Raw genomic sequence first — 22,628 nt, forward strand, 5'->3', positions numbered from 1 at the left:
ATCTCACTTGTCAGTCGGTGTGTATCAAGATGTGAGATGAGCCTGAGGTGCCGGGCGCCCCGAGCGTGAGCGGGCGGACCACGGGAGCCGGTCCCCTTTCCCCACGTCAATGGCCTGGACGGTGGTCGAGAGCGGCTCCGGGCGGGTGATTGCGGCCGACCCCGTGGGTGCTTCTGGGCCGAGTGAGCGCGCCGGGACAAACGGGAGCGGCCCGACGCAAACCCGGAGCGGTCGGCGAACGGCGAACGGCGAACGGCCTGCGGCACGGGATCCGGGAGGAATCCCCGGACCCGTGCCGCAGGCCGTTGTCAGGTCGCCGGACCGGACCGCCGCCGGGTCGCGGCGGTACCGGAAGGGCTGACTCAGTCGTCGCGCGCTTCGGCCTCCACCGGCTTCGGGATCATGAAGGACGTCGCGAAGGCGGCGGCCAGGATGACCACTCCGGCGATCATGCCGGCGGTGTAGTCGGCGGGCGACGTGGGGTCGTCCGGCAGGGCCGCCGTCTTGACCGCGTACAGCAGCGCGAAGCTGAGACCGGCGCCGAGGTTGAACGCCCCCGCGTTCAGACCGGGCAGGAATCCCGGATTCTCCTTGGGGGACAGGACGATGCCGAGCCCGTTGAGCACGATGTTCGCCACACCCGCGTAGGCGATGCCGACCAGGACCGAGGTCAGCAGCAGCATGGCGCGGGACTGGGAGTCGAGCGTGAGGATCATCAGGACCACGCCCGCCACGGCCCCGATCAGCCCCAGCCGCAGGATGCGGCCGTACCCGTGCGTGGCGGCGAGCCGGCCGGCGAGAGGCCCCATGGCCAGGCCGGCCAGGGCGTACGGCGTGAGGGTCCACCACGCGGACTGTTCGGCGCTCATGCCGAGTCCGGCGTTCCCGTCCTGGGCGAGTGCCGGGATCAGCCCGTTCATGACGGCGAACACGCCCGTCATGGTCAGCAGGGTGGTCAGCAGGGTCGCCCAGGTCGAGCGCTGCTTCAGGTGCCGGGTGGCGACCAGCGGGTGCGTACTGCGGTCCTCGGTCCGCCAGAACAGGGCGAAGGCGACCGCGCCGACGACGACGAGGACGGCGACGAGGAGCCAGTCGGCGTCGGCGAGCTTGCCGGCCTCGTTCAGCGCGGTGAGCAGCGCGCCGACGGACACGACGAGGAGCGCGACACCCGGCCAGTCCATCCGGTCCGCAGCGGGCGCCTTGGTCTCGGGGGTCAGGGTGGCGACCAGAACGGCGGCGAGGACCGCTACGACGCCCATGGTCCAGAAGACCGACCGGAAGCCGTGGTTGTCGGCGAGGTAGCCCCCGGCGAGGGCGTCGACACCGGCGATGCCGCCGTTGACGGCGGTGATCACTCCCAGCAGGGTGCCGTACCTCTTCGGCTCGGTGACCTCCTGCCGCAGCATGATCAGGCAGAGGGGGACGACCGGGCCGGACACACCCTGGATGATGCGGCCGACGAACAGCACGGGCACGCTCGGCGCCAGGGCGGCGACGACGCAGCCGACGGCCATGAGGGCCAGCATGCCGGCCAGGACCTTGCGGCGGCCGATGACGTCGCCCAGCCTCGGCAGGAAGAGCGAGAACAGGGCCGCCGAGGTGAAGAACGCGGTCTGGGTGAGGCCGATCTCGGCCGAGCTGGCGCCGAAGCTCTCCTCGATGTTCTTCAGCGCGGGGCTGAGCATGCTCGCGTTGAGCTGGAAGGCGAAACAGGCGGCGAGGAGAGCGGCCATCAGCACGCCCACCCGGGTCGTGCGCCGGCCCGATGCCTCGTCGGGCCGGCTCGTGGTGGTGGGTGCGCTCATGCCTCGACGTCGCCGATCCGCTCGAGGGCGTCCACCACGAGGTCCCAGAACCGCTCGCGGTCGAGCTCGACCGCGACCTGGGTGTGGCAGTCGGCCGGAGCCGGTGCCCGGAAGTCCGTCACGGTCATGCCCAGGGTCAGGCCGCCGGTGAGTTCGACGTCCACGGGAGCCTTGCGCACCGTCATGACGTTCGGGTCGATCACGTACGCGACCGCGCACGGGTCGTGCACGGGCGGGTGCTCGAAGCCCTGCGCCTCCTTGTAGGTGGCGCCGAAGAAGTCCAGCAGTTCGCCGACGAACTCGGCGGGCTTGGTGCCGACCGCGGCGATCCTCTTGGCGACCTCGGGCGTCGCCAGCGCCTGGTGCGTCAGGTCGAGACCGACCATCGTGACCGGCCAGCTCTCGTTGAAGACGATGTGGGCGGCCTCGGGGTCGATGATGATGTTGAACTCGGCGACCGCGCTCCAGTTGCCCTCGTGGTAGCCGCCGCCCATCAGGACGACCTCGCGGACGCGCTCGACGATACGGGGCTCCTTGCGCGCGGCCAGGGCGATGTTCGTCAGGCCCGCCGTCGGGACGATGGTGATCTCGCCGGGCTCGTGCGACATCACCGTGTCGATGATGAGGTCGACGGCGTGCCGGTGGTCCAGCTCGAGGGTCGGCTCGGGCAGCACGGGCCCGTCCAGACCGGTCTCGCCGTGGATGTCCGGCGCCGTCTCGATGGCCCGTACCAGCGGCCGCGGGCAGCCGGCGGCGAAGGGCACGCCGGTGATCCCGGCGATGCGCGCCACGGACAGGGCGTTGCGGGTCACCTTCTCCAGCGTCTGGTTCCCGACCACGGTCGTGACGGCCACCAGGTCGATGTCGGGGTTGCCGTGCGCCAGCAGCAGTGCGATGGCGTCGTCGTGTCCGGGGTCGCAGTCGAGGATGATTTTCCTGGTCATCGGAAGAGCCCCTTTGCTCTGGCGGGTCTGTGAGGAGGTGGATCTCCGAAGCGACCGCGGACGGGCCACTGGGGAGGGTGCGTCGGCTCACGTGTCCGGCGCCGGGGGTGGCAGCGGTCTCCGCCGCGTTGCCGGGGAATCGACACGTACGGGACCGCTGTCGCCGGCCACAGGAGCGGACATCGCTGCCCACCACTCCGGCCACACTGTGGGAAAACGTTCTCCGAGAATCTCACCCAAGCATTCCCTGTTGTCAATGTCGGACATCACACACTTCGCCAAAAATGAGCCGGGGCTGGGAGGTTTCCTGGTGGTAACGTTTGCCGAAATTGTTTCCGGGGGGCCGCTTTCGGCCCGGTGGAGCCCCACCGGGCCCAGCACAGCCGAACCGACCGAAGGGGGCCGTACGGTGACCGACGTCACCCTGAGAGAGGTGGCCCGCGCGTCGGGCTGCTCCGTCGCCACGGTGTCCCGGGTCCTGGCCGGAACCCGCCCGGTCGGTGCCGAGACGGCCCGCAGGGTACGGGAGGCGGCCGAGAAGCTCGGCTACCGGCCCAACCAGGTCGCCCGCGCCCTGCGCAGCCGCTCCACCGGCACCATCGGTCTCGTCCTGCCGCAGATCACCAACCCCTTCTTCCCCTCCCTCGTGCGGGAGGTGGAGCACGCCCTGCACGCCGAGGGGCGTGCCGTGCTGCTCGCCGACTGCGACGACGACCCCGAGGCCGAGGCCGCCCGGATCACCGACCTCCTGGACCGGCAGGTCGACGCCCTGCTGGTCGTCGCCGCCGACGAGAAGCACAGCCGGGACGCGGTGACGAGGGCCGCGGCCCACGTGCCGCTGGTGCTGCTGGACCGCGGCTGCGGCCCCGGCATCGCCGACCTGGTCACGACCGACAACGCCACCGGTATGGCGCTCGTCCTCGACCACCTGGTCTCCACCGGCCGCCGCCGAATCTGCTTCGTGGGAGCCGGCGGAACCGGCTCGGCGGCGGTCGAGCGGCTCGCGGCATACCGGGCCGAGGCCGACGCCCTGGGCCCGCACGGCTTCGGACCGGTCGAACTCGGCGACTTCTCGCTGGAGTGGGGACGGGCCGCGGTGGACCGGATCCTGCCGTCCCGGCCGGACGCCGTCGTCTGCGCCAACGACCTCATCGCGATCGGCGCGCTGCAACGGCTTCGGCAACTCGGTGTGGACGTCCCGGGCGACATCGCCGTCACCGGCTTCGACGACATCCCCATGGCGGACCTCACCGACCCGGGCCTGACCACCGTCCGCCAGCCCGTGCGCGCACTGGCCACCGAAGCCGTGCACCTGCTCGGCCATCGGCTGACCGGGCAGAAGGACGGGCCGCGCCGGTCGGTGCGCCTCGCCCCCGAACTCGTCGTACGCGCCTCCAGCGCACCCCGCGCGTCCTCGGCCGAGGACACCCGCAGCACCCGCACCCCAGAGGTAGAACAGTGATCGCAGTCGTCGGAAGCCTGAACCTGGATCTCGTCGCGCCGGTTCCCCGGCATCCGGTCCCCGGTGAGACGGTCCTCGGCGGTGACATGGCCCAGCACCCCGGTGGCAAGGGCGCCAACCAGGCCGTCGCCGCCGCCCGGCTCGGCGGGAACGTCGCCTTCGTCGGCCGGGTCGGCGAGGACGACGCGGCCGACGTGATGCTCGACGCCGTCCGGGCGGAGGGCGTGGACGCCACGCACATCGCCCGCACCCCCGGAGTGCCGACCGGCCGGGCCCTGATCGCCGTCGACCCGGTGGGCGAGAACTCCATCATCGTCAGCCCCGGAGCCAACTCCCGTCTGGGCGCCGCCGACTGCGAGGCCGCGGCGGACCTGCTGCGGAAGGCGACCGTGACCGTCCTCCAGCAGGAGGTCCCGGACGAGGCCAACCACGCCGCCGCGCGGCTGGCCGGGGGCATCGTGCTCCACAACCCGGCCCCCGCCGTCGCCGGCGCCGTCCCTCCGTCCCACGTCGACGTGCTGGTCCCCAACCGCACGGAACTGGCGGCCCTCACCGGCACGTCCGTACCGGAGACGATCGACGACGTCGTCGTCGCGGCACGCAAGCTGACCGGGACGGCCGCGGTGATCGTCACCCTCGGCGGCGACGGGGTGCTCCTCCTCGAAGGCGCCTCGCACCTGCACATTCCGGCGTTCAGCGTCCGGCCCGTGGACACCACCGCAGCCGGTGACTCCTTCTGCGGCGCGCTCGCCGTCGCCCTCGCCGAGGGCCGCACCCTCGAACAGGCGGCCCGCTGGGCCTGCGCCGCCGCCGCGATCAGCACCACCCGAGCAGGCGCCCAGCCCTCGCTCGCCCGCCGCGACGAGGTGGAGGCCTTCCTCGCCGGGAACGGCTGAAGCGCCGTTCCGGCGGGAGGCGCCGGGTCCGCGCCCGGGGCCTCGGCGCGGCTCACCACGGACCGCCGGAGTCGCGGCCCCCTCCAGTCACGCCGCCGGTCCCGGCCCACGCCGAAGATCTCAACTTGAGAAAGAATCCGGACAAGATCGTCTCGGTGTGCCCTACACCTGTTGAATGGCGGTCTCCTGAAGCCGCTCATGTGGCTGTCATGCACCCTCCCCGGGAGATCTGATGGTCCTCCGCTCCCTCTTCCGCAACGCACGGTCTGCCGACACCAAGCCGACACCGTCGCCGCCCCCGCCGACGGGCACAGGCGTCCGGACGTTCGCCGCCGACCCCTCCCTGGCCAAGATCTCCGGGGAATGGCTGTTCGACCAGGCGCACAGCACCATCGGGTTCGCCGCCCGGCACGCCATGGTCACCCGGGTCCGGGGGAGCTTCACCGACTTCGACGGCTGGCTCCGCCTGGACGGTGAACGACCGGAGGGCTCCGGAGCCGGGGTGGTCGTTCGGGCGGACACCGTCGACACCCGCGTCGCGCAGCGCGACCGCCACCTCTGCAGCGCCGACTTCCTCGACGTCGAGCGCTACCCGACCATCGACTTCCGCAGCACCTGCATCGAGCAGGTCGGTGAGGACCGCTTCCAGGTGACGGGCGCCCTCACCGTCAAGGGCCGCACGCATCCGGTCACCATCGACCTCCTCTACACGGGCTTGGTGGTCGACGCCTTCGGCGTCGAGCGGATCGGCTTCGACGGCACGGCCATCGTCAACCGCAGCCAGTGGGACCTCACCTGGAACGCGAAGCTGGAGACCGGTGGCCTGATGATCAGCGAGAAGATCGAGCTCGAGTTCGACATCTCGGCGATCCGCGTGCCCTGACCGCGCCCGGCGGATCACAGCACGCCGACCGGCGCCGGGACACCGCCCCGGAGCGCCGGGTGCGGGCTCGGCCTCCTCGGCCGACCGTCACCGGTCCCCGCAGTCCTCCACCAGGTTGCCGACGGGCGAGAGCAGGGCATCGGCGCGGTGCCGGTCCTCGCGCCGGGCACGCAGGGCCCGGCGCAGCCTCCCCCACGGATGCGCAGTGCCGTGGTCCCGCTCTCGAGGATCTTGACGTGCGCCGGAACAGGTCGATACTGGTGCAGCGCGTGCAGTCGGCTCTCCGTAGTGGTGTCGGCACGAGGCGGGGGGATGGTGCGCGTTCGCATCCGGTCCGCGGTCCAGCGGCAGCGCGTCTTCCGGGACGGGTACCGGCGAACCGCGGTCACATCCTCATACCATCCTTCCAGGCGGTGCAGGTGAAGAAGAGACTGTCCGGCGCGGGTGCCGTTCTCGGCGCCCTCGTCACGGTGGGCGTGCTGGCGGTGCCGGCGTCGCCCCTGGAATCACAGCAGCGTCACCACGCCGCCCTGCCCCTGGGCCCGTCCGGTCTGACCGAGACCCGTACCACGACCACCCTGCAGCCGGGCGTCACCCTCACCCGCATCGTGCGAGGCGCCGACGCCCCGGCGCTGCACTGGACGGTCGAGGTCTCCATCCCCGGCGGCGACACCTCACCGGACCCCGACGCGCCGCCGACCGCCCTGAAGGACAGGGCGAGTGCCGACGAACTGGCCGCCGAACTCGAACGGGACGGTTTCACCGCCCGGGTCGAAAAGGTGACGACGGCGAAGACGGCCGACTACGCCGGTGGCACGCTGGGATGGCGGGTCCGCATCGGCTCCTACGACTCGCAGTCCGCCGCGACATCCGAACGAGCACGACTGAGGGCGGCCGGTCACGCGGGAGCCGCCGTGTACACCGGCTGGGACGGCGCCGCCACGGACCGCGGCCCCTGGCGGGTCGACGTGCTCACCATCGACCCGCGCACGTTCCGCGGCGACTTGGAGGCCTCGTACGGTCCGGACCTGGAGAACCGCGAGACCACCAGCGACCTGGCGAAGGCGGCCGGCGCGACCGCGGCGGTCAACGCCGGGTTCTTCGTCCTCGACCCGAAAGCGGGCGCGCCGGGCGATCCGGCCGGCGTGGGCGTGTACGACGGACGCCTGTTGAGCGAACCGGTGAGCGGGCGCCCCAGCCTGGTGGTCCACGACAACGGCCGACGGACGGAGATCGCCCGGCTCACCTGGCGAGGACAGGTCGTCGGTCGTGACTCCTCCCTGCGCCTGAACGGCGTCAACCGCGTACCGGGCCTGATCAGGAACTGCGGCGGCACCGAAGGCGACCTTCCGACCGCACTGCCCCTGCACGACGTCACCTGCACCAACCCCGACGAACTCGTCGCCTTCACACCGGACTACGGCCGGCACACGCCGCAGGGCGAGGGGCTCGAGGCCGTACTGGACGCCCGGGACCGGGTCGTCGAGCTGCGCTCACCCCGTGGCGGGCCGCTCCCGGACGGCGGCAGCTCCGTCCAGGCGACCGGTCGGCACGTCGCCGAGCTGACCGGACTCGCGCGCGTCGGCGACCGCCTGCGCGTCAAGGCGACCCTGCTGGACGAACGCGGACACCGGTTCTCGCCCTCACCCCGCACCGACGTCCTGAACGCCGGCCCCGAACTGGTCCGCGACGGAAGGCTCCACGTCACGCCCGCCACCGACGGCATGGTGCACCCGGGCGACCCGAGCTGGTACTACGGCTGGGTGCACAAGCGCAACCCGCGCACACTGGCCGGAGTGGACGCCGCCGGCCGTACCGTGCTCGTCACCGCCGACGGGCGCGGCACCGACGCCCTCGGGCTCAGCATCGGCGAGAGCGCCGGAGTCGCCAAGGCGCTCGGACTGCGCGACGCGGTCAACCTCGACGGCGGCGGCTCGACCACGATGGTGGCCGACGGCCGTGTCATCAACGACCCGTCCGACGCCGCCGGTGAACGCCCCGTCGGAGACGCCTTGTTGGTCCTGCCCCGCAGGAACTGAACCGCCCGGGGTTCGGTGGAGATCTTGGTGTGCCCCGGCTTCTGTGGGCAGGGGCTCACGAACCGCTCGCGCACATAGACGCGACGGTGTCGCCGTCCGAGCCGTCACAGGCTCATGACGACACGACCACGCGGTCGCCGCAGAGCTTGCGCAGGCCGTCCTCCCGGAGCTCGGCCTCGGCGGCGGCCGGTTCGTCCTCGGCCACAGAGCCGTACTCCGTCTCCAACCAGTCGACAGGTTCCCCCAGCCGGCCCTGCTTCCGCCGGCGCCCCATGGCGTGTGTGACATAGCGGCTGAACCCACCGGGACCTACTACGCCGGCGCGGATGGCCTCGGCCGGCTCTTCGGGGAGCGTCACGGTGTACTTCTCGGTTGCCCTGCCATCGGCCGTACCGACGTTCCAGAGCAGTGGCCGGCCGGAAAGGGTTCGTCTCGCACGATCGAGCGCGGATCGGACATGTGGGGGCGGAGGAGCGGAACCGGTGAACCATGGCGGCCTCGCCCGTGGTGGGAAAAGCCGTGGCCCCTCCTCCCACCCCTCCCTACACTCGAGAACCGGTAAGCGCGGGCCTTTGTAACGGGCCCGCATGTCCGAGACCGGTGAGGGGAGTTCGGCCGTGCGTGTTCGCGCCGCTGCTGTCGCTTCCCGTTCCCGGTCCTCCTGGTCCTCCTCGCGGTCCATGGTGATCCTGGTGTCCTCGGCCGTCCGGTGCCCGCTGCGCGGCCGGCGCCGGATGTCGTGACGAGCCGACGCAGCTGACGGTTCGGGTCGTGGACGCGTTCACGTCCGAGGCGTTCTCACGCCTGCTCGCCTGCCGTTCGTTTCGTCCCGGAATCGCGCTGCCCTGTCCCACAGCACCGGAAGGCCACGGGCCATGCGCAACCCCATGCACACCAACCCCCTCGCCACCGTCCGCAACCTCGGCATCCTCGCCCACGTCGACGCCGGCAAGACCACCGTCACCGAGCGGATCCTGTATGCGACCGGCACCACGCACAAGCGGGGCGAGGTTCATGACGGCACCACCGTCACCGACTTCGATCCGCAGGAGCGCGACCGGGGCATCACGATCTTCGCCGCTGCCGTCAGCTGCGCCTGGGACGGTCACCGGATCAACCTGATCGACACCCCCGGCCACGTCGACTTCGCCGACGAGGTCGAGCGCTCGCTGCGGGTCCTCGACGGCGCGGTCGCGGTGTTCGACGCGGTCGCCGGGGTGGAACCGCAGAGCGAGTCGGTGTGGCGGCAGGCCGACCGGCACGGTGTGCCGCGCATCGCGTTCGTCAACAAGATGGACCGTGCCGGCGCCGAGCTGGACGCCGCCGTCGCCTCGATCCGTGAACGGCTGCACCCGGTGCCGTTGGTCGTGCAGCTGCCCGTCGGTGCCGAGGACGCCTTCACCGGCGTCGTCGACCTGGTGCGTCTGCGTGCCCTGACCTGGACCGACGACGACGCTGCCGCGGCCGCCCAGGAAGGCCCCGTGCCGGACGACCTGCGGGAGGAGACGAACCGTCGGCGCAGGCTCCTCGAGGAAGCCGTCGCCGAGTTGCACCCGGGAGCACTGGAGGAGTTCTGCGCCACGGGATCGCTCGGCGCCGGCACCATCGCCGCCGCCCTGCGCGACCTGACCCGCAGCGGTGAGGGGGTCGTCGTGCTGTGCGGCTCGGCCTACCGCAACCGCGGGATCGAACCGCTGCTGGACGCCGTCCTCGCCTACCTGCCGTCGCCGCTCGACGTGCCGCCCGTGCGCGGGACGCACGACGACGGCGGAGAGCAGGAACGGGCCGGAGAGCAGGAACGGGCCGCCGACCCGGCGGCACCGCTCGCCGCCCTCGCGTTCAAGGTGAACGCCACGGCCACCGGACGGCTGACCTACCTGCGCCTGTACTCGGGCACGATCGAGAAGGGAGACACCGTGTGGGACGCGACCGCACGCCGCACCGAGCGCATCGGCCGCATCCTGCGTGTCCGGGCCGACCGGCACGCCCCGCTGGACCGGGCGGTCGCCGGGGACATCGTCGCCGTCGTCGGGCTGAAGTCGGCCCGGGCCGGCTCCACCCTGTGCGCTCCGTCCGCCCCGCTGGTCCTGGAACCTCCGGGGGTCGCCGAGCCCGTCGTCTCCGTGGCGGTCGAGGCGCGCCGGGGCACGGACACCGGGCGTCTGGCGTCGGCACTCGCGCGGCTCGTCGAGGAGGACCCCTCGCTGGTGGTACGGACCGACCGGGAGACCGGTCAGACGGTGCTGTCCGGCATGGGGGAACTGCACCTGGAGGTCGCGGTGGAGAAGATCCGGCGCGATCAGGGCCTGGCCGTCGCCGTGGGCCGACCCCGGGTCGGTTACCGGGAGACCGTCGGACGTGGGGTGTCCGGCTTCGTGTACCGGCACGTCAAACAGGACGGTGGGGCGGGACAGTTCGCCCACGTCGTGCTCGACGTCGAGCCGCTGGACACCCCGGACTCCGGTTTCGAGTTCCGTTCGGCCGTCGTCGGCGGGCGCGTGCCGCAGGAGTACGTCCGTGCGGTCGAGGCCGGCTGCCGGGACGCCCTGGCCGAGGGGCCGTTGGACGGTCATCAGGTGACCGGTCTGCGCGTCACGCTCACCGACGGGGCCACCCATGTGAAGGACTCGTCGGACACCGCGTTCCGGACCGCCGGCCGGTCCGGTCTGCGGGACGCCCTGCGGGTCTGCGCGATGGTGCTGCTGGAACCGGTGGTCGAGGTCACCGTCACCGTGCCCGAGGACGCGGTGGGCGGGGTGCTCGGTGATCTGGCCGCCCGCCGCGGCCGGGTGACCGGTTCGGACACCCGGACGGGTGGCGCGGCTGTCACCGCGACGGTCACCGCCACCGTGCCGCTGGCCGAACTGTTCGGCTACGCGACCCGGTTGCGCAGTCGGACACAGGGCCGCGGCACCTTCACCACCCGTCCCACGGGCTACGCGCCGGCCCCGGCGCCCGCGTCGGAGCCCTCGCCCGCATCCGCATCCGCGCGGTAGCAGGCACGCAGGAACGGCGGCCCCTCCCGGTCACTCACCCCGGGAGGGGCCGCCACCGGCGTCACACCGGTGCCTGCCGCGACCGCCGGCGCCGGTCGTGGCGGGCACCGGACGCCGGGCTCAGGGGTAGGACACCACCTTCGACGGCACGGTGTTCGTGCCCGACGTGGGTGCGCCGGTGTCGTTGATGACGCACTCGTACTGCCCGTTGCCGCTGAGGGACACGACCAGCAGGTGGTGGAAGCGGACCCCCGGGCGGTTCGGGGCGGCGAAGCCGTGGTGCTGCACGATCGTCGGGTTGACGTTGTAGTAGCAGTAACTCCCCATGCCCCAGCCCTCGTGGGTGGTGACACGGTCGCCGACCTTGTACGCGGCGTAGCCCTTGATCGAGCCGTTCTGGATGGCGGCCTGGTTCGGAGCGTCGTACGCCTTCTCGTTCTGGAAGAAGATCGTGCGCCCTCGTTCGCCGTTCCACTGCACGTCGTACTTGTTGAAGTGTTCCACGAACAGGCCGGTCGCCAGGACGTCGTGGCCGTTGACGACGACGCCGTAGTCGCAGCGGTTGGTCTCCCAGCCGACGCCCTCGCCGTGGTCGGCACGCCAGACCCAGGTGTGGTCGACGATGGTGTGCCGGGCGTTGATCACCATGCTGGTGGTCGCCTTGCCGGGGCCCGCGCCGCCGATCCGGATGAACACGTCCTGGACGGTGATCGGATCGGCGGAGTGGTCGCGGGACGCGCCGTTCGGGCCGATCTCCACCAGCGTGCGGGAGTTGACCGGTCCGGCGTCGACGAGGAAGCCCGCCAGACGTACGCCGTCGACGTCGGCCACCTGGAGGGCGGTGGAGCCGTTGTCGGGGATCAGGGTGGCGTAGCCGAGCCCGAGGACGACCGTGCCCGCGCGCTTGACGCGGACCGGCTGGTCGACGTGGTAGATGCCCGGGGTCAGCAGCAGGTTGAGGCCTTGGTCGAGTGCCTGGTTGAGGGTGGCCGCGGAGTCGCCGGGCTTCGCCACGTAGAAACGGTCCAGGGGCAGTGAGGTGCCGCGCGGAGTACCGTTGCCCCAGGTGACACCGCGTGCGTTGCGGCGCAGCGCGGGCAGGAACACGCGGTAGCCGGTGCCGTCCAGGTAAAGGAACGGCTTCTCGCGGGAGATCGGCGTCCGGTCGAGCGTGGTGTACGGCGGTTCCGGGAAGCTCTGCGCGGGGGCGCCCTCGACACCCGAGAACACCATGTTCCACACGGCGTTGGTCCACCCGCCGACCGAACTGTCCCGGGTGTACCACTGCTGCTGCGAGTACGGGCCGACCTCGCCGTCGATCCGGCTGTCGGCGATGTAGCCGCCGCTGGCCCAGCCGTAGCCGGCGGGCGCCAGGTTGAGGCCGCCGCGGATGTGCATCCGGCGGAACGGGGCCGCCTGGGCGACCGCCCATCGGTTGGTGCCGTTGACCGGGACGAGGGCCAGGTTCTCCGCCGAACGCCAGAAGTTCTGCGTGGCGTTGCCGTCGAACCAGCCGGCGTCGACCGTCACGTCGCCGTTGATGGTGGTGTCGTCGGGGGAGAGTCCGAGGCCCGAGATCGAGGTGTAGAAGCCGAGTTGGGCGTTGAGCCCGTTGTAGGTGCCCGGCTTGAAGAGGAACTGGTAGCGACCCGGGCCGAACTGGTCCGCCTCCTGCCGGGCGAAGACCTCGTCCAGCTTCGCCTGGATGCCCGAGGTCGACGGGTCGAAGACGATCACGTTCGGGCCGAGATCGCCGCCGGCCCGCAGCCGACGCGGCTTCCCGCGCTTCTTCGCGGTGTCAGGGACGGCCGGCGTGGCGGAGGCGGCCGGTGCGGCGGAGGCGGTGGTGGTCAGTGCGGCCAGTACGGGCGCGGCGGCTGCGGCTCCGAGCACGGCCCGGCGGCGGACGGAGGCACGGGGGCCGTCGGCGGGCGGCTGGGCGGAGGGGGAGTCGGAGGTCATGGGCGGCTCTCCTGGTTCAGGAAGTGAACGGTGTGGGGGAGGTGGGAGCGCTCTTTCGCCGCTGATGGTTCATCCGTGGAACAGATGAGTCAAGAGGTGCGGCGAGAGTTGGGTGACTGTGTCCAAACCCTTGACGGCGCCCCTTCCAAGGGTTTAACTCACGTCCTAAATTAAGCCATGAGCCGCCTTCCCGGCGTCCCTCCCGCGTCCTCCTTGCGTCTCCGTTGCACCCCTCGCATCCCTGCCCTCGCGGAAAGGCCCATCAGAAGCCATGCGCAGCATCCGAGCCGCGGCCACAGGCGCCGTCATCCTGTCTCTCGCCCTCACCGCCACGGCCTGCGGCGGCGGATCCACCTCCGGCGGGTCCAACGAATCGCCCGGGGAACTCACTTACTGGGCCTCCAACCAGGGCGCCAGCGTCGAGATCGACAAGAAGGTGCTCCAGCCCGAGCTGGACAAGTTCGAGAAGCAGACCGGCATCAAGGTCGAACTGGAGGTCGTGCCCTGGTCCGACCTGCTGAACCGGATCCTCACCGCGACCACCTCCGGCCAGGGACCGGACGTGCTCAACATCGGCAACACCTGGTCCGCCTCGCTCCAGGCGACCGGCGCGCTGCTGCCGTGGGACGCGAAGAACTTCGACAGGATCGGCGGCAAGGACCGCTTCGTCGACTCCGCCCTCGGCTCCACCGGCGCCGAGGGCCAGGACCCGGCCGCGGTCCCGCTGTACTCGATGGCGTACGCCCTCTACTACAACAAGCAGATGCTCGCCGACGCCGGTGTCGACGCGCCCCCCGCCACCTGGGACGAACTGGTCGCCGCCGGGAAGAAGGTCTCCAAGGACGGCAAGTGGGGGATGGGCATGGAGGGTTCGAACCCCTCCGAGAACATCCACCACGCCTTCGTCTTCGCCAAGCAGCACGGCGCCGACTTCTTCACCGCCGACGGCAAGCCCGACTTCACCAACGACGGCGCGGTCACCGCGGTCAAGCAGTACGTCGACCTCATGGCCAAGGACAAGATCATCGCCCCGGGCAACGCCGAGTACGCCCAGAACCAGTCCGTCAGCGACTTCGCCAAGGGCAGGACGGCGATGCTGCTCTGGCAGTCCGCCTCCGCCAACCTCAAGTCCCAGGGCATGGCCGACGACGCCTACGGCATCGCCCCCGTGCCCGTGCAGTCCGGCACCCCGGGCGCGGGCAAGCAGGTCAACTCGATGGTCGCCGGCATCAACCTCGCCGTCTTCAAGAACAGCGACAACATCGACGGCGCCACCGACTTCGTGAAGTTCATGACCAGCGACGCCGAACAGAAGCTCCTCAACACGGCCTACAGCTCCATCCCGCCGGTCAAGGCGGCCCAGGAGGATCCCGCCTTCAACTCCCCGGCCAACTCCGTCCTGAAGGACACCCTCGCCCAGAGCGCCGTGGCCCTCCCGCAGGTCCCCGACGAGTCCCAGTTCGAGACCGCCGTCGGCACGGCCGTCAAGGACCTGTTCGCGGATGCCGCCGGCGGCCGCGAGGTGACCACCGCATCGGTGAAGGCCGCCCTCACCAAGGCCCAGCAGCAGATGCCCAAGAAGTGAGTCCGAACACCGCCATGACCGCCACTGCCCCCACCGCAGAGGCCGCCGCGCGGAAGACCTCCCCCGGTGCGGAGCACGGCCCCCGCCGCCGCACCGGGCGGATCCGCCGCATCGGACTGCCGTACCTGCTCCTCCTGCCCGCCCTCCTCCTCGAACTCCTCGTCCACCTGGTGCCGATGGTGATCGGCATCGTGATGAGCTTCAAGGAGCTCACCCAGTTCTACATCCGCGACTGGGGCACCGCCCCCTGGGCCGCCCTCGACAACTACAAGGTGTCGGTCGACTTCGACGCCCCCGTGGGCGCGGCCCTGCTCCACTCCTTCTTCGTCACCCTCGCCTTCACCGTGCTGTCGGTCGGCCTGTGCTGGCTCATCGGCACCGCCGCCGCGGTCTACATGCAGGACACCTTCCGCGGCCGCGGCCTGCTCCGCGCCCTGTTCCTGGTGCCGTACGCGCTGCCGGTCTACGCCGCCGTCATCACCTGGGTGTTCATGTTCCAGCACGACAACGGCCTGGTGAACCACGTCCTGCACGACCAGCTCGGCCTCACCGACAAGCCGTCCTTCTGGCTGATCGGCGACAACAGCTTCGTCGCGCTGTTGACCGTCTCCGTGTGGAAGGGCTGGCCGTTCGCCTTCCTCATCGTCATGGCCGGCCTGCAGAACATCCCCCGCGAGCTGTACGAGGCCGCCGCCCTCGACGGCGCCGGGATGATCCAGCAGGTCCGCCGCATCACCCTGCCGTCGCTGCGCCCGGTCAACCAGGTACTGGTGCTGGTCCTGTTCCTGTGGACGTTCAACGACTTCAACACGCCGTTCGTCCTGTTCGGCAGGACCGCCCCCGAGGCCGCGGACCTCATCTCCGTCCACATCTACCAGGCGTCCTTCGTCACCTGGAACTTCGGCACCGGCTCCGCGATGTCCGTCCTGCTCCTGCTGTTCCTGCTCGTCGTGACGGGCGTCTACCTCGTTCTCACCTCGCGCCGACGGAGGCCGTCACATGGCTAGTTCACCGACGGCGACCCGGGTGCCTCCGGCGACCCCGGGTTCCCCGGCATCGCCCATGGCCCCGCCCCGCTCGTTCCTGTGGTCCCGGCGGATCTTCCTCACCCTGCTCACCGGCTTCGTGATGATCCCGGTGTACGTCATGGTCTCCAGCTCGCTGAAGCCGCTCGCGGACGTCACCGGAAAGTTCCGCTGGCTGCCGAGCGAGGTGACCATCCGCCCGTACATCGACATCTGGTCCACGGTCCCGCTCGCCCGGTACTTCGTGAACTCGCTGATCGTGGCGGGCGCGGCGACCGTCTGCTCGGTGGTGATCGCGGTCTTCTCCGCCTACGCGGTGAGCCGCTACTCCTTCCGCGGCAAGCGCGTCTTCACCGTGACCGTGCTGTCGACGCAGATGTTCCCCGGCATCCTCTTCCTCCTCCCGCTGTTCCTCATCTACGTCAACATCGGCAACGCCACGGGCATCGCCCTGTTCGGCTCGCGCGGCGGCCTGATCCTGACGTACCTGACGTTCTCCCTCCCGTTCTCCATCTGGATGCTGATCGGGTACTTCGACTCGGTGCCCCGCGACCTCGACGAGGCCGCGCTGGTCGACGGCTGCGGCCCGCTCGGCGCGCTCTTCCGGGTCGTCGTACCGGCGGCGATCCCCGGCATCGTCGCGGTCGCCGTCTACGCCTTCATGACGGCCTGGGGCGAAGTCCTCTTCGCCTCGGTGATGACCAACGACACCACCCGCACCCTCGCCGTGGGGCTCCAGGGCTACTCCACCCTCAACGACGTGTACTGGAACCAGATCATGGCGGCCTCGCTCGTGGTGAGCATCCCCGTGGTCGCCGGCTTCCTGCTCCTGCAGCGCTACCTCGTCGCCGGCCTGACGGCAGGAGCCGTCAAGTGACCGATTCCCCCGCACCTGAAAGGACTTCCGTGGCCATCGACTATGCCGCCCTCCCCGAGGACTTCCTGTGGGGCACGGCCACCTCGGCGTACCAGATCGAGGGAGCCGTGGCCGAGGACGGCCGTTCGCCGTCGATCTGGGACACCTTCGCGCGCGTCCCCGGCACGATCGACAACGGCCACCACGGCGACACCGCCTGCGACCACTACCACCGCTGGCGCGAGGACATCGACCTGATGCGCCGCCTCGGCACCAACGCCTACCGCCTGTCCCTCGCCTGGCCCCGGATCGTCCCCGGCGGTGACGGCCCGGTCAACGCCAAGGGCCTCGACTTCTACGACCGGTTGACCGACGGCCTGCTCGACGCCGGCATCACCCCGTCCGTCACCCTCTACCACTGGGACCTGCCCCAGGTCCTCCAGGACCGCGGCGGCTGGCCGGAGCGCGACACCGCCGAGCACTTCGCCGCGTACGCCTCGGCGGCCGCCGCACGCCTCGGCGACCGGGTACACCACTGGGCGACCCTCAACGAGCCCCTGTGCTCGGCCTGGATCGGCCACCTGGAAGGCAAGATGGCGCCCGGCCTGACCGACCTCACGGCGGCCGTCCGCGCCTCCTACCACCTGCTCCTCGGCCACGGCCTCGCCGCGCGAGCCATCCGCGCCGCCGCCCCCGACGCCCAGGTGGGCATCGTCAACAACCTCTCCACGATCCACCCCGCCACCGACAGCCCCGAGGACCTGGCCGCCGCCGCCCGCATGGACGGCCACACCAACCGCTGGTGGCTCGACCCCGTGCACGGCCACGGCTTCCCGGCCGACATGCGCGAGGTCTACGGAGTCGAACTCCCGGAGCGGCCCGGTGACCTGGCGACCATCGCCGCCCCCCTCGACTGGCTCGGCCTCAACTACTACTTCCCGCAGGTGGTGGCGGCCGACCCCGACGGCCCGGCCCCCCACGCCGCCACCGTCCGCCGCGCCGACGTGCCGCGCACCGGCATGGACTGGGAGATCGACGCGAGCGGCCTCGAGACGCTGCTCCTCCGCCTGACGAACGAGTACGGCGCCCGCAGGCTCTACGTCACCGAGAACGGCTCCGCCTTCCCCGACACGGTCCGCCCCGACGGCACGATCGACGACCCGGAGCGCCAGGACTACCTGGAGCAGCACCTCGCCGCCTGCGCCTCCGCCGCCCGCAAGGGCGCCCCGCTCGCCGGCTACTTCGCCTGGTCCCTGCTGGACAACTTCGAGTGGGCGTACGGCTACGACAAACGCTTCGGCCTCGTCCACGTCGACTACGCCACCCAGACCCGCACCATCAAGGGCTCCGGCCACCGGTACGCGGACATCATCCGCGGGCACGGAGACCGGATACGGCGGGCGGCCTGACCCACCGGACCACCACCCGCGTCCGGTCCTCCGCCCGTCGTCCAGGGATTCACATATGTCTCGTTAACGCCGTCAACGGCCATCTTGCATTGATGCAGGCAGTCGGGCTGTGTACGGTGGAGGTTATGCCACAGACTCCGGCCACTCCGACGAACCCGTTGGTGACAGGTTCCGAGATCGCTCGAATCGCGGGTGTCACCCGAGCCGCCGTGTCCAACTGGAGGCGGCGGTACGACGACTTCCCCGCTCCGGCCGGAGGCGCGGCCAACAGCCCTCTCTTCGACCTGGCCGAGGTGCAGGCGTGGCTGAACAAGCAGCGCAAGGGGCAGGACGTCACCGACGAGGTCCAGCTGTGGCAGGTGCTGCGCGGAACCTACGGCGACGACATCCTCGGCGGGCTCGCGGACGTCGCGCAGGCCCTCGCCGCCCCCGGGGGCGAGGAGTCGTCCGTACTGCCCGGACAGGCGGTCCGCCTGGCCCGTCGCATGGCGGAGGAGAGTTCCCCGGCCGACGTGGTGAACGGGCTGGCCGAAAGGTTCACGGAGTCCGTGCGGCGGGCCGGGTCGGACCAGGTGACCTCGCCCCGCGTCATCCGCGCCGTCCGGCACAGCGCCGGTGACCTTGCGGCCGACGCGGTGCTGTTCGACCCGGCATGCGGAATCGGCACCCTCCTCCTGACCACCGGGAAGAACCGCGGCAGCAGGCGGTACGGCCAGGAGATGGACACCCGCAGCGCACGGTTCGCGCGGTGCAGGGCCGAGCTCGCGAAGCCGGCTCCCATCGAGGTCAGGCAGGGGGACTCCCTGCGTGCCGACCAGTGGCCGGACCTCAAGGCGGACCTCGTCGTCTGCGACCCGCCGGTGAGCGACACCGACTGGGGGCGGGAGGAACTGCTCCTCGACCCGCGCTGGGAACTCGGCACGCCTTCCCGAGCCGAGGGCGAGCTCGCCTGGCTGCAGCACGCCTACGCACACACCGCGCCGGGGGGCCGGGTCGTCATGGTGATGCCGGCGTCGGTCGCCTATCGCAAGGCCGGCCGTCGCATCCGTGCGGAGCTCGTCCGTCGTGGCATCCTGACCCAGGTCACCGCTCTGGCCCCGGGCACGGCTGCCGCGCACTCCCTGCCCGTACACCTGTGGCAGCTGCGGCGGCCACGGACACCGGGCGACGCCGCCACCACCATCCGCATGATCGACCTCACGGCCAACGACCCGGACGGGCCCTTGGAGCCGCGCCCCGAGCAGGTCACCGACGTCGCTCAGATCGACCTGCTGGACGATCTGGTGGACCTCACCCCGGGCCGCTACGTAGACGAGTCCCACCGCGATTTCGTCACCGAATACGACGCCCTGAAGCGCGAGTTGGCCGATCAGGTGCAACGCTTGAGCGAACTGCTCCCCCACCTGGTCGCCGGCGAGGGACCCGGCGCCCTCGACGGGGCCAGCGTGAGCGTCGCCGACCTCATCAAAGCCGGACTGGTCGAGTACGCGGACCCGGAACCGGTCTCGGTCAGCGACCAGCTCGACACGGACTTCCTCCAGGGCTTCCTGCACAGCGCCGGCAACAGCCGCCGCTCCACCACCGCCAGCGGCACCTTCCGGTTCGACGGCAAGGGTGCCCGCATCCCCCAGATGGACATCGCGGCACAGCGCCGCTACGGAGCGGTCTTCGGCGCACTCAGGGAATTCGAGGAACGGTCGCGAAGGGTGGCCGAACTCAGCAGGCAGATCGCCGCACTGGCGCGGGACGGACTCAGCAACGGCGCCCTTGAACCCGGCGACTGACGGGACACGAGGGCCGGCGTGCCGGAGTCACCGGGGCAGGAACGGGCTGCCCGCCCCACTCCACGACACCGCGAGTGCCTCCCGGGCCCTGGTGCACGCCACGAACAGCAGGCACCGTTCCCGCAGCAGATCGGACTCGTGCTGCAAAGCGTCCACGGCAGCCGGCGTCACCTCCCGCCCGAACGGCACCGCGCCGGCCGTCACGCCCAGCACGGCGACACACCGGAACTCCAGCCCCTTCATGGCGTGCATCGTGGCGAGCCGCACCCCGTCCACGTCACGCCCGGGATTGTCCCTGCCCCGGACCACCGGCACACCGGCCGCGCCGAGCTTGTCGTAGGCCTTGTCCAGCAGGACGTTGAACCGGGCGCACACCCCGATCTCCGAGGGGCGGATGCCCTGCGCCACCCAGTCCCGCACCCGTGCCACGAGCGCCGCCACCTCCTCCTGCTCCGCCCCGTACCCGGTGACGTGAGGCCTGCGGCCGTGCAGCAGCGAGCGGTAGCCGGCCAGGGTGTCGTTGCCGTCGCCGCCCAGGTCCTCCACGGTCACGGGGCTCAGGAGCCCGGTGGACCACGTCAGGATCTCCTCGGTGCTGCGGTAGTTGAGCCGCAGCCGGTGGGTACGCCCGGTCACCGGGATGCCCAGCGAGCCGAGCGACACCTTCGAGTCGTAGATCCGCTGGTGCGGGTCGCCCGTGAGGAACAGGTCGTCGTTGCCGGGAGCCACCGCGCCCCGCAGCACGCGCCACTGCACCGGGTGCAGATCCTGCGCCTCGTCCACCACGACATGGTCGTGCGTGGGTGCGGAAGCGGCCAGCAACTCGGCCGCCCGCGCGCACACCTTCAGGTACGTGGTCCCCTTCTGGTCGCGCAGCATCGACTCGAACAAATCGACGGCCGGCCACAGTTGCTCACGCCTGCTCGATGACAGGGCGGTGCCCCGGCCGCGCCGGGACACGGCACGGTAGTCGTCCAGTGTCCGCAGATCCTGCGCGAGCACGACGTGCCGGTACTCCTGGGCGAGGAACTGCTCGGTCCACGGCAGGCCGAGCTTCTTGACCACGCGCTGCCACAACTGCCGTTCCTCACGGTCGCCGACGGGGGAGGGTGACTTGCCGTCGAGGCGGCTCACGACACCGTGCGCGTAGGAGCTGACCGTCGTCACGTCCACCCGCTCCAGGAGATGCTCGTCGCCGTCGAGGAGCAGGGACAGGTTCTCGCGCAGCGAGGCCGCCAGTGCGTTGGTGTACGTGGTGAGCAGGACGCGGGTGTGGGGTGAGCGGCCGAGGAGATGCTGGACGCGGTGCAGTGCGGCGACCGTCTTCCCGGTACCGGGACCGCCGGTGACCTGCACCGGACCGCCGTAGGACACCCGGTAGGCGACCCGTCGCTGCGAGGGGTGCAGGAACACCCGCCAGGCCGCGAAGGGCTTCTCCAGGATGCCGGCGAGCTCCTCCGGCCCGGTGACCAGCGTGATGCGGCTGGTGGTGTTCGCGATCGCGGCGGCCAGGCTCTCGTCCGGGTCGGGCCCGGAGGCGACCGGCCGCCGTACGGCGACCACGTCACGGTAGACGTCCTCGGGGCTGAACCCCTCGGCGAGGTACTGCAGCACCTCGAACTGGTCCTCGGGCAACAGGGTCCCGAACGCCTCCAGTTGGGGCTTGTCGATGACGGTGCGCACCGCACGGAGCACCTGGTCGTCGAGGCCGAGTTCACGCAGCACCGTGTCCGAGTACCGGGCGAACAGCAGGGAACCGGCAGCGGCGGCGGCCTTCTCCAGTTGCGGCGTCAACTGCTCGATCGCCACCACGTTGCGGACCTCGAGGGCCCTGGTCGCGGAGTTCGTCGTGTACAGCCGCTTGGCGGCCCAGGTGTAGGCGTCGTCGTGGCGGACGACGTTCACCAGCAGGAAGACGTCACTGCCGTCGTCCGGGGCGAGGACCACGCCGCGCCAGAAGTCGTTGATGCGGATGGTTCGCATCCGCGTATCGCGCGCCTTCTCGACGGACTCCAGGTGCAGACCCTTGTCCGCCTGCAACTCGGGCACGGTGAGCTGCTGGAACTTCCGCATCGCCTTGCGCACACCGGCCTTGACGGGCTTCTCGAGAACGTCGTAGCTCTCCCAGAAGCTGTTGGCGAACGCAAGCTGCGGCACGTGCCCCCCGACCCTGAATGGACCATCCGGGGCTGATCATACGCATCGGATGTACACCGTCCGACCGTCACTTCATCTTGTGGGCACGCTCCGATGTTCTGTTGACATCATTAACGGAAGGTAGCTACGGTTTACCCATGCATCCCCGCTGTGACTAAGGTGGTGGGGTGTGCACGTGAACATGTAGCACTACCCTTGGGGGGACCATGCACGCCCGTATCCGAATCACCGCCGCCGTTGCCGCCGCTGTCGGCGCGCTCACCCTTACCGCCTGCGACACCGGCAGCACCGTCGTCGACAAGCCGAAGGAGAACGCCGCCGCCCAGGCGGACAGCGGCAAGGACGCCAAGAAGGAGAAGTCCGACTCTCCTGAGGTCGCCAAGGTCGGCGACACCCTCACCCTGGAGGGCTTCGAGGAGGGCAGCAAGCTCGACGTCACCGTCGTCAAGGTCGCCGACCCCGCCGAGTCGGCCGACGAGTTCATGGAGCCCGCTTCCGGCAAGCGGTTCGTCGGCGTCCAGTTCCAACTCGTCAACACCGGTGAGGCGGCCTACAGTGACAGCCCGTCCAACGGCGCCCAGGTCGCGGACAGTGAGGGCCAGCAGTTCGACGCCACCTTCGGGGACATCACGGCCGGGCCGTCCATGGCCTCCGCTCTGAAGCTCAAGCCCGGCGCCAAGGGCCTCGGCTGGATCGTCTTCGAGGTTCCCGAGGCGGCGAAGGTCGACACCGTGCAGTTCACCATGGACTCCGGGTTCGCCGACAAGACCGGCGAGTGGAAGCTGCGGTAACCGCGGTTACCGCAGCAGCGGAGTCGCCCCAGGA

16 protein-coding genes are annotated in these 22,628 nt (G+C 70.8%); 11 read left to right on the forward strand and 5 right to left on the reverse strand.

What is annotated here, in order from left to right:
• Window positions 1-362: 362 nt before the first annotated feature.
• Window positions 363-1,805: an MFS transporter gene (locus ACIF80_RS27880; protein ID WP_399809757.1), complete on the reverse strand. Its 1,443-nt coding sequence runs from the start codon at window positions 1,803-1,805 to the stop codon at window positions 363-365.
• Window positions 1,802-2,749, reverse strand: coding sequence for a nucleoside hydrolase (locus tag ACIF80_RS27885; protein WP_399809758.1), 948 nt, complete (start codon window positions 2,747-2,749; stop codon window positions 1,802-1,804). Before ACIF80_RS27885 ends, ACIF80_RS27880 begins: the two co-directional genes overlap by 4 nt.
• A 409-nt stretch (window positions 2,750-3,158) precedes the next feature.
• Here ACIF80_RS27885 and ACIF80_RS27890 point away from each other — a divergent pair, with 409 nt between their 5' ends.
• The 4 genes from ACIF80_RS27890 to ACIF80_RS27905 all read left to right on the forward strand — a co-directional run bounded on the left by ACIF80_RS27890 (window position 3,159) and on the right by ACIF80_RS27905 (window position 8,029).
• Window positions 3,159-4,211, forward strand: coding sequence for a LacI family DNA-binding transcriptional regulator (locus ACIF80_RS27890; protein ID WP_399809760.1), 1,053 nt, complete (start codon window positions 3,159-3,161; stop codon window positions 4,209-4,211).
• The gene (gene rbsK / locus ACIF80_RS27895) at window positions 4,208-5,107 is read left to right on the forward strand and encodes a ribokinase (RefSeq protein ID WP_399809762.1); all 900 of its coding nucleotides are present in this window, start codon (window positions 4,208-4,210) and stop codon (window positions 5,105-5,107) included. Before ACIF80_RS27890 ends, rbsK begins: the two co-directional genes overlap by 4 nt.
• 232 nt (window positions 5,108-5,339) lie before the next feature.
• A complete protein-coding gene (locus ACIF80_RS27900) occupies window positions 5,340-5,990 on the forward strand; it encodes a YceI family protein (protein ID WP_399809763.1) in 651 nt (216 codons plus the stop codon).
• A gap of 470 nt (window positions 5,991-6,460) precedes the next feature.
• The gene (locus ACIF80_RS27905) at window positions 6,461-8,029 is read left to right on the forward strand and encodes a phosphodiester glycosidase family protein (protein ID WP_399809976.1); all 1,569 of its coding nucleotides are present in this window, start codon (window positions 6,461-6,463) and stop codon (window positions 8,027-8,029) included.
• 112 nt (window positions 8,030-8,141) lie between these two features.
• Here the strand turns inward: ACIF80_RS27905 and ACIF80_RS27910 are convergent, their stop codons facing one another.
• On the reverse strand, window positions 8,142-8,387 hold the full coding sequence (locus ACIF80_RS27910; RefSeq protein WP_399809764.1) for a hypothetical protein: 246 nt from the start codon (window positions 8,385-8,387) through the stop codon (window positions 8,142-8,144).
• A 529-nt stretch (window positions 8,388-8,916) separates the two neighbouring features.
• On the opposite strand from ACIF80_RS27910, the gene fusA reads away from it, so the two are divergent.
• Complete coding sequence (gene fusA / locus ACIF80_RS27915) at window positions 8,917-11,025, forward strand: elongation factor G (RefSeq protein ID WP_399809978.1); 2,109 nt, start codon at window positions 8,917-8,919, stop codon at window positions 11,023-11,025.
• A 120-nt stretch (window positions 11,026-11,145) separates the two neighbouring features.
• On the opposite strand, the gene ACIF80_RS27920 is transcribed toward fusA, so the two are convergent.
• Complete coding sequence (locus ACIF80_RS27920; protein ID WP_399809765.1) at window positions 11,146-12,987, reverse strand: coagulation factor 5/8 type domain-containing protein; 1,842 nt, start codon at window positions 12,985-12,987, stop codon at window positions 11,146-11,148.
• A gap of 271 nt (window positions 12,988-13,258) precedes the next feature.
• Here ACIF80_RS27920 and ACIF80_RS27925 point away from each other — a divergent pair, with 271 nt between their 5' ends.
• The 5 genes from ACIF80_RS27925 (at window position 13,259) to ACIF80_RS27945 (ending at window position 19,646) form a co-directional block, all read left to right on the forward strand.
• Window positions 13,259-14,572, forward strand: a complete 1,314-nt coding sequence (locus tag ACIF80_RS27925; protein ID WP_399809767.1) for an ABC transporter substrate-binding protein — start codon at window positions 13,259-13,261, stop codon at window positions 14,570-14,572.
• A 14-nt stretch (window positions 14,573-14,586) separates the two neighbouring features.
• A complete protein-coding gene (locus tag ACIF80_RS27930; protein ID WP_399809768.1) occupies window positions 14,587-15,579 on the forward strand; it encodes a carbohydrate ABC transporter permease in 993 nt (330 codons plus the stop codon).
• 55 nt (window positions 15,580-15,634) lie between these two features.
• Window positions 15,635-16,474 carry a carbohydrate ABC transporter permease gene (locus tag ACIF80_RS27935; protein WP_399809980.1) on the forward strand — a complete coding sequence of 280 codons (840 nt, stop codon included), beginning with the start codon at window positions 15,635-15,637 and terminating at the stop codon, window positions 16,472-16,474.
• Between the two features lie 29 nt (window positions 16,475-16,503).
• Complete coding sequence (locus ACIF80_RS27940) at window positions 16,504-17,862, forward strand: GH1 family beta-glucosidase (RefSeq protein ID WP_399809769.1); 1,359 nt, start codon at window positions 16,504-16,506, stop codon at window positions 17,860-17,862.
• A gap of 125 nt (window positions 17,863-17,987) precedes the next feature.
• Complete coding sequence (locus ACIF80_RS27945) at window positions 17,988-19,646, forward strand: N-6 DNA methylase (RefSeq protein ID WP_399809770.1); 1,659 nt, start codon at window positions 17,988-17,990, stop codon at window positions 19,644-19,646.
• Between the two features lie 27 nt (window positions 19,647-19,673).
• On the opposite strand, the gene ACIF80_RS27950 is transcribed toward ACIF80_RS27945, so the two are convergent.
• On the reverse strand, window positions 19,674-21,803 hold the full coding sequence (locus tag ACIF80_RS27950; RefSeq protein ID WP_399809772.1) for a UvrD-helicase domain-containing protein: 2,130 nt from the start codon (window positions 21,801-21,803) through the stop codon (window positions 19,674-19,676).
• Window positions 21,804-22,009: 206 nt separating this feature from the next.
• Here ACIF80_RS27950 and ACIF80_RS27955 point away from each other — a divergent pair, with 206 nt between their 5' ends.
• A complete protein-coding gene (locus ACIF80_RS27955; RefSeq protein ID WP_399809773.1) occupies window positions 22,010-22,594 on the forward strand; it encodes a DUF4352 domain-containing protein in 585 nt (194 codons plus the stop codon).
• Window positions 22,595-22,628 lie beyond the last annotated feature (34 nt).

This window comes from Streptomyces sp. NPDC085927 (assembly GCF_044540975.1).
Taxonomy (GTDB): domain Bacteria; phylum Actinomycetota; class Actinomycetes; order Streptomycetales; family Streptomycetaceae; genus Streptomyces; species Streptomyces hirsutus.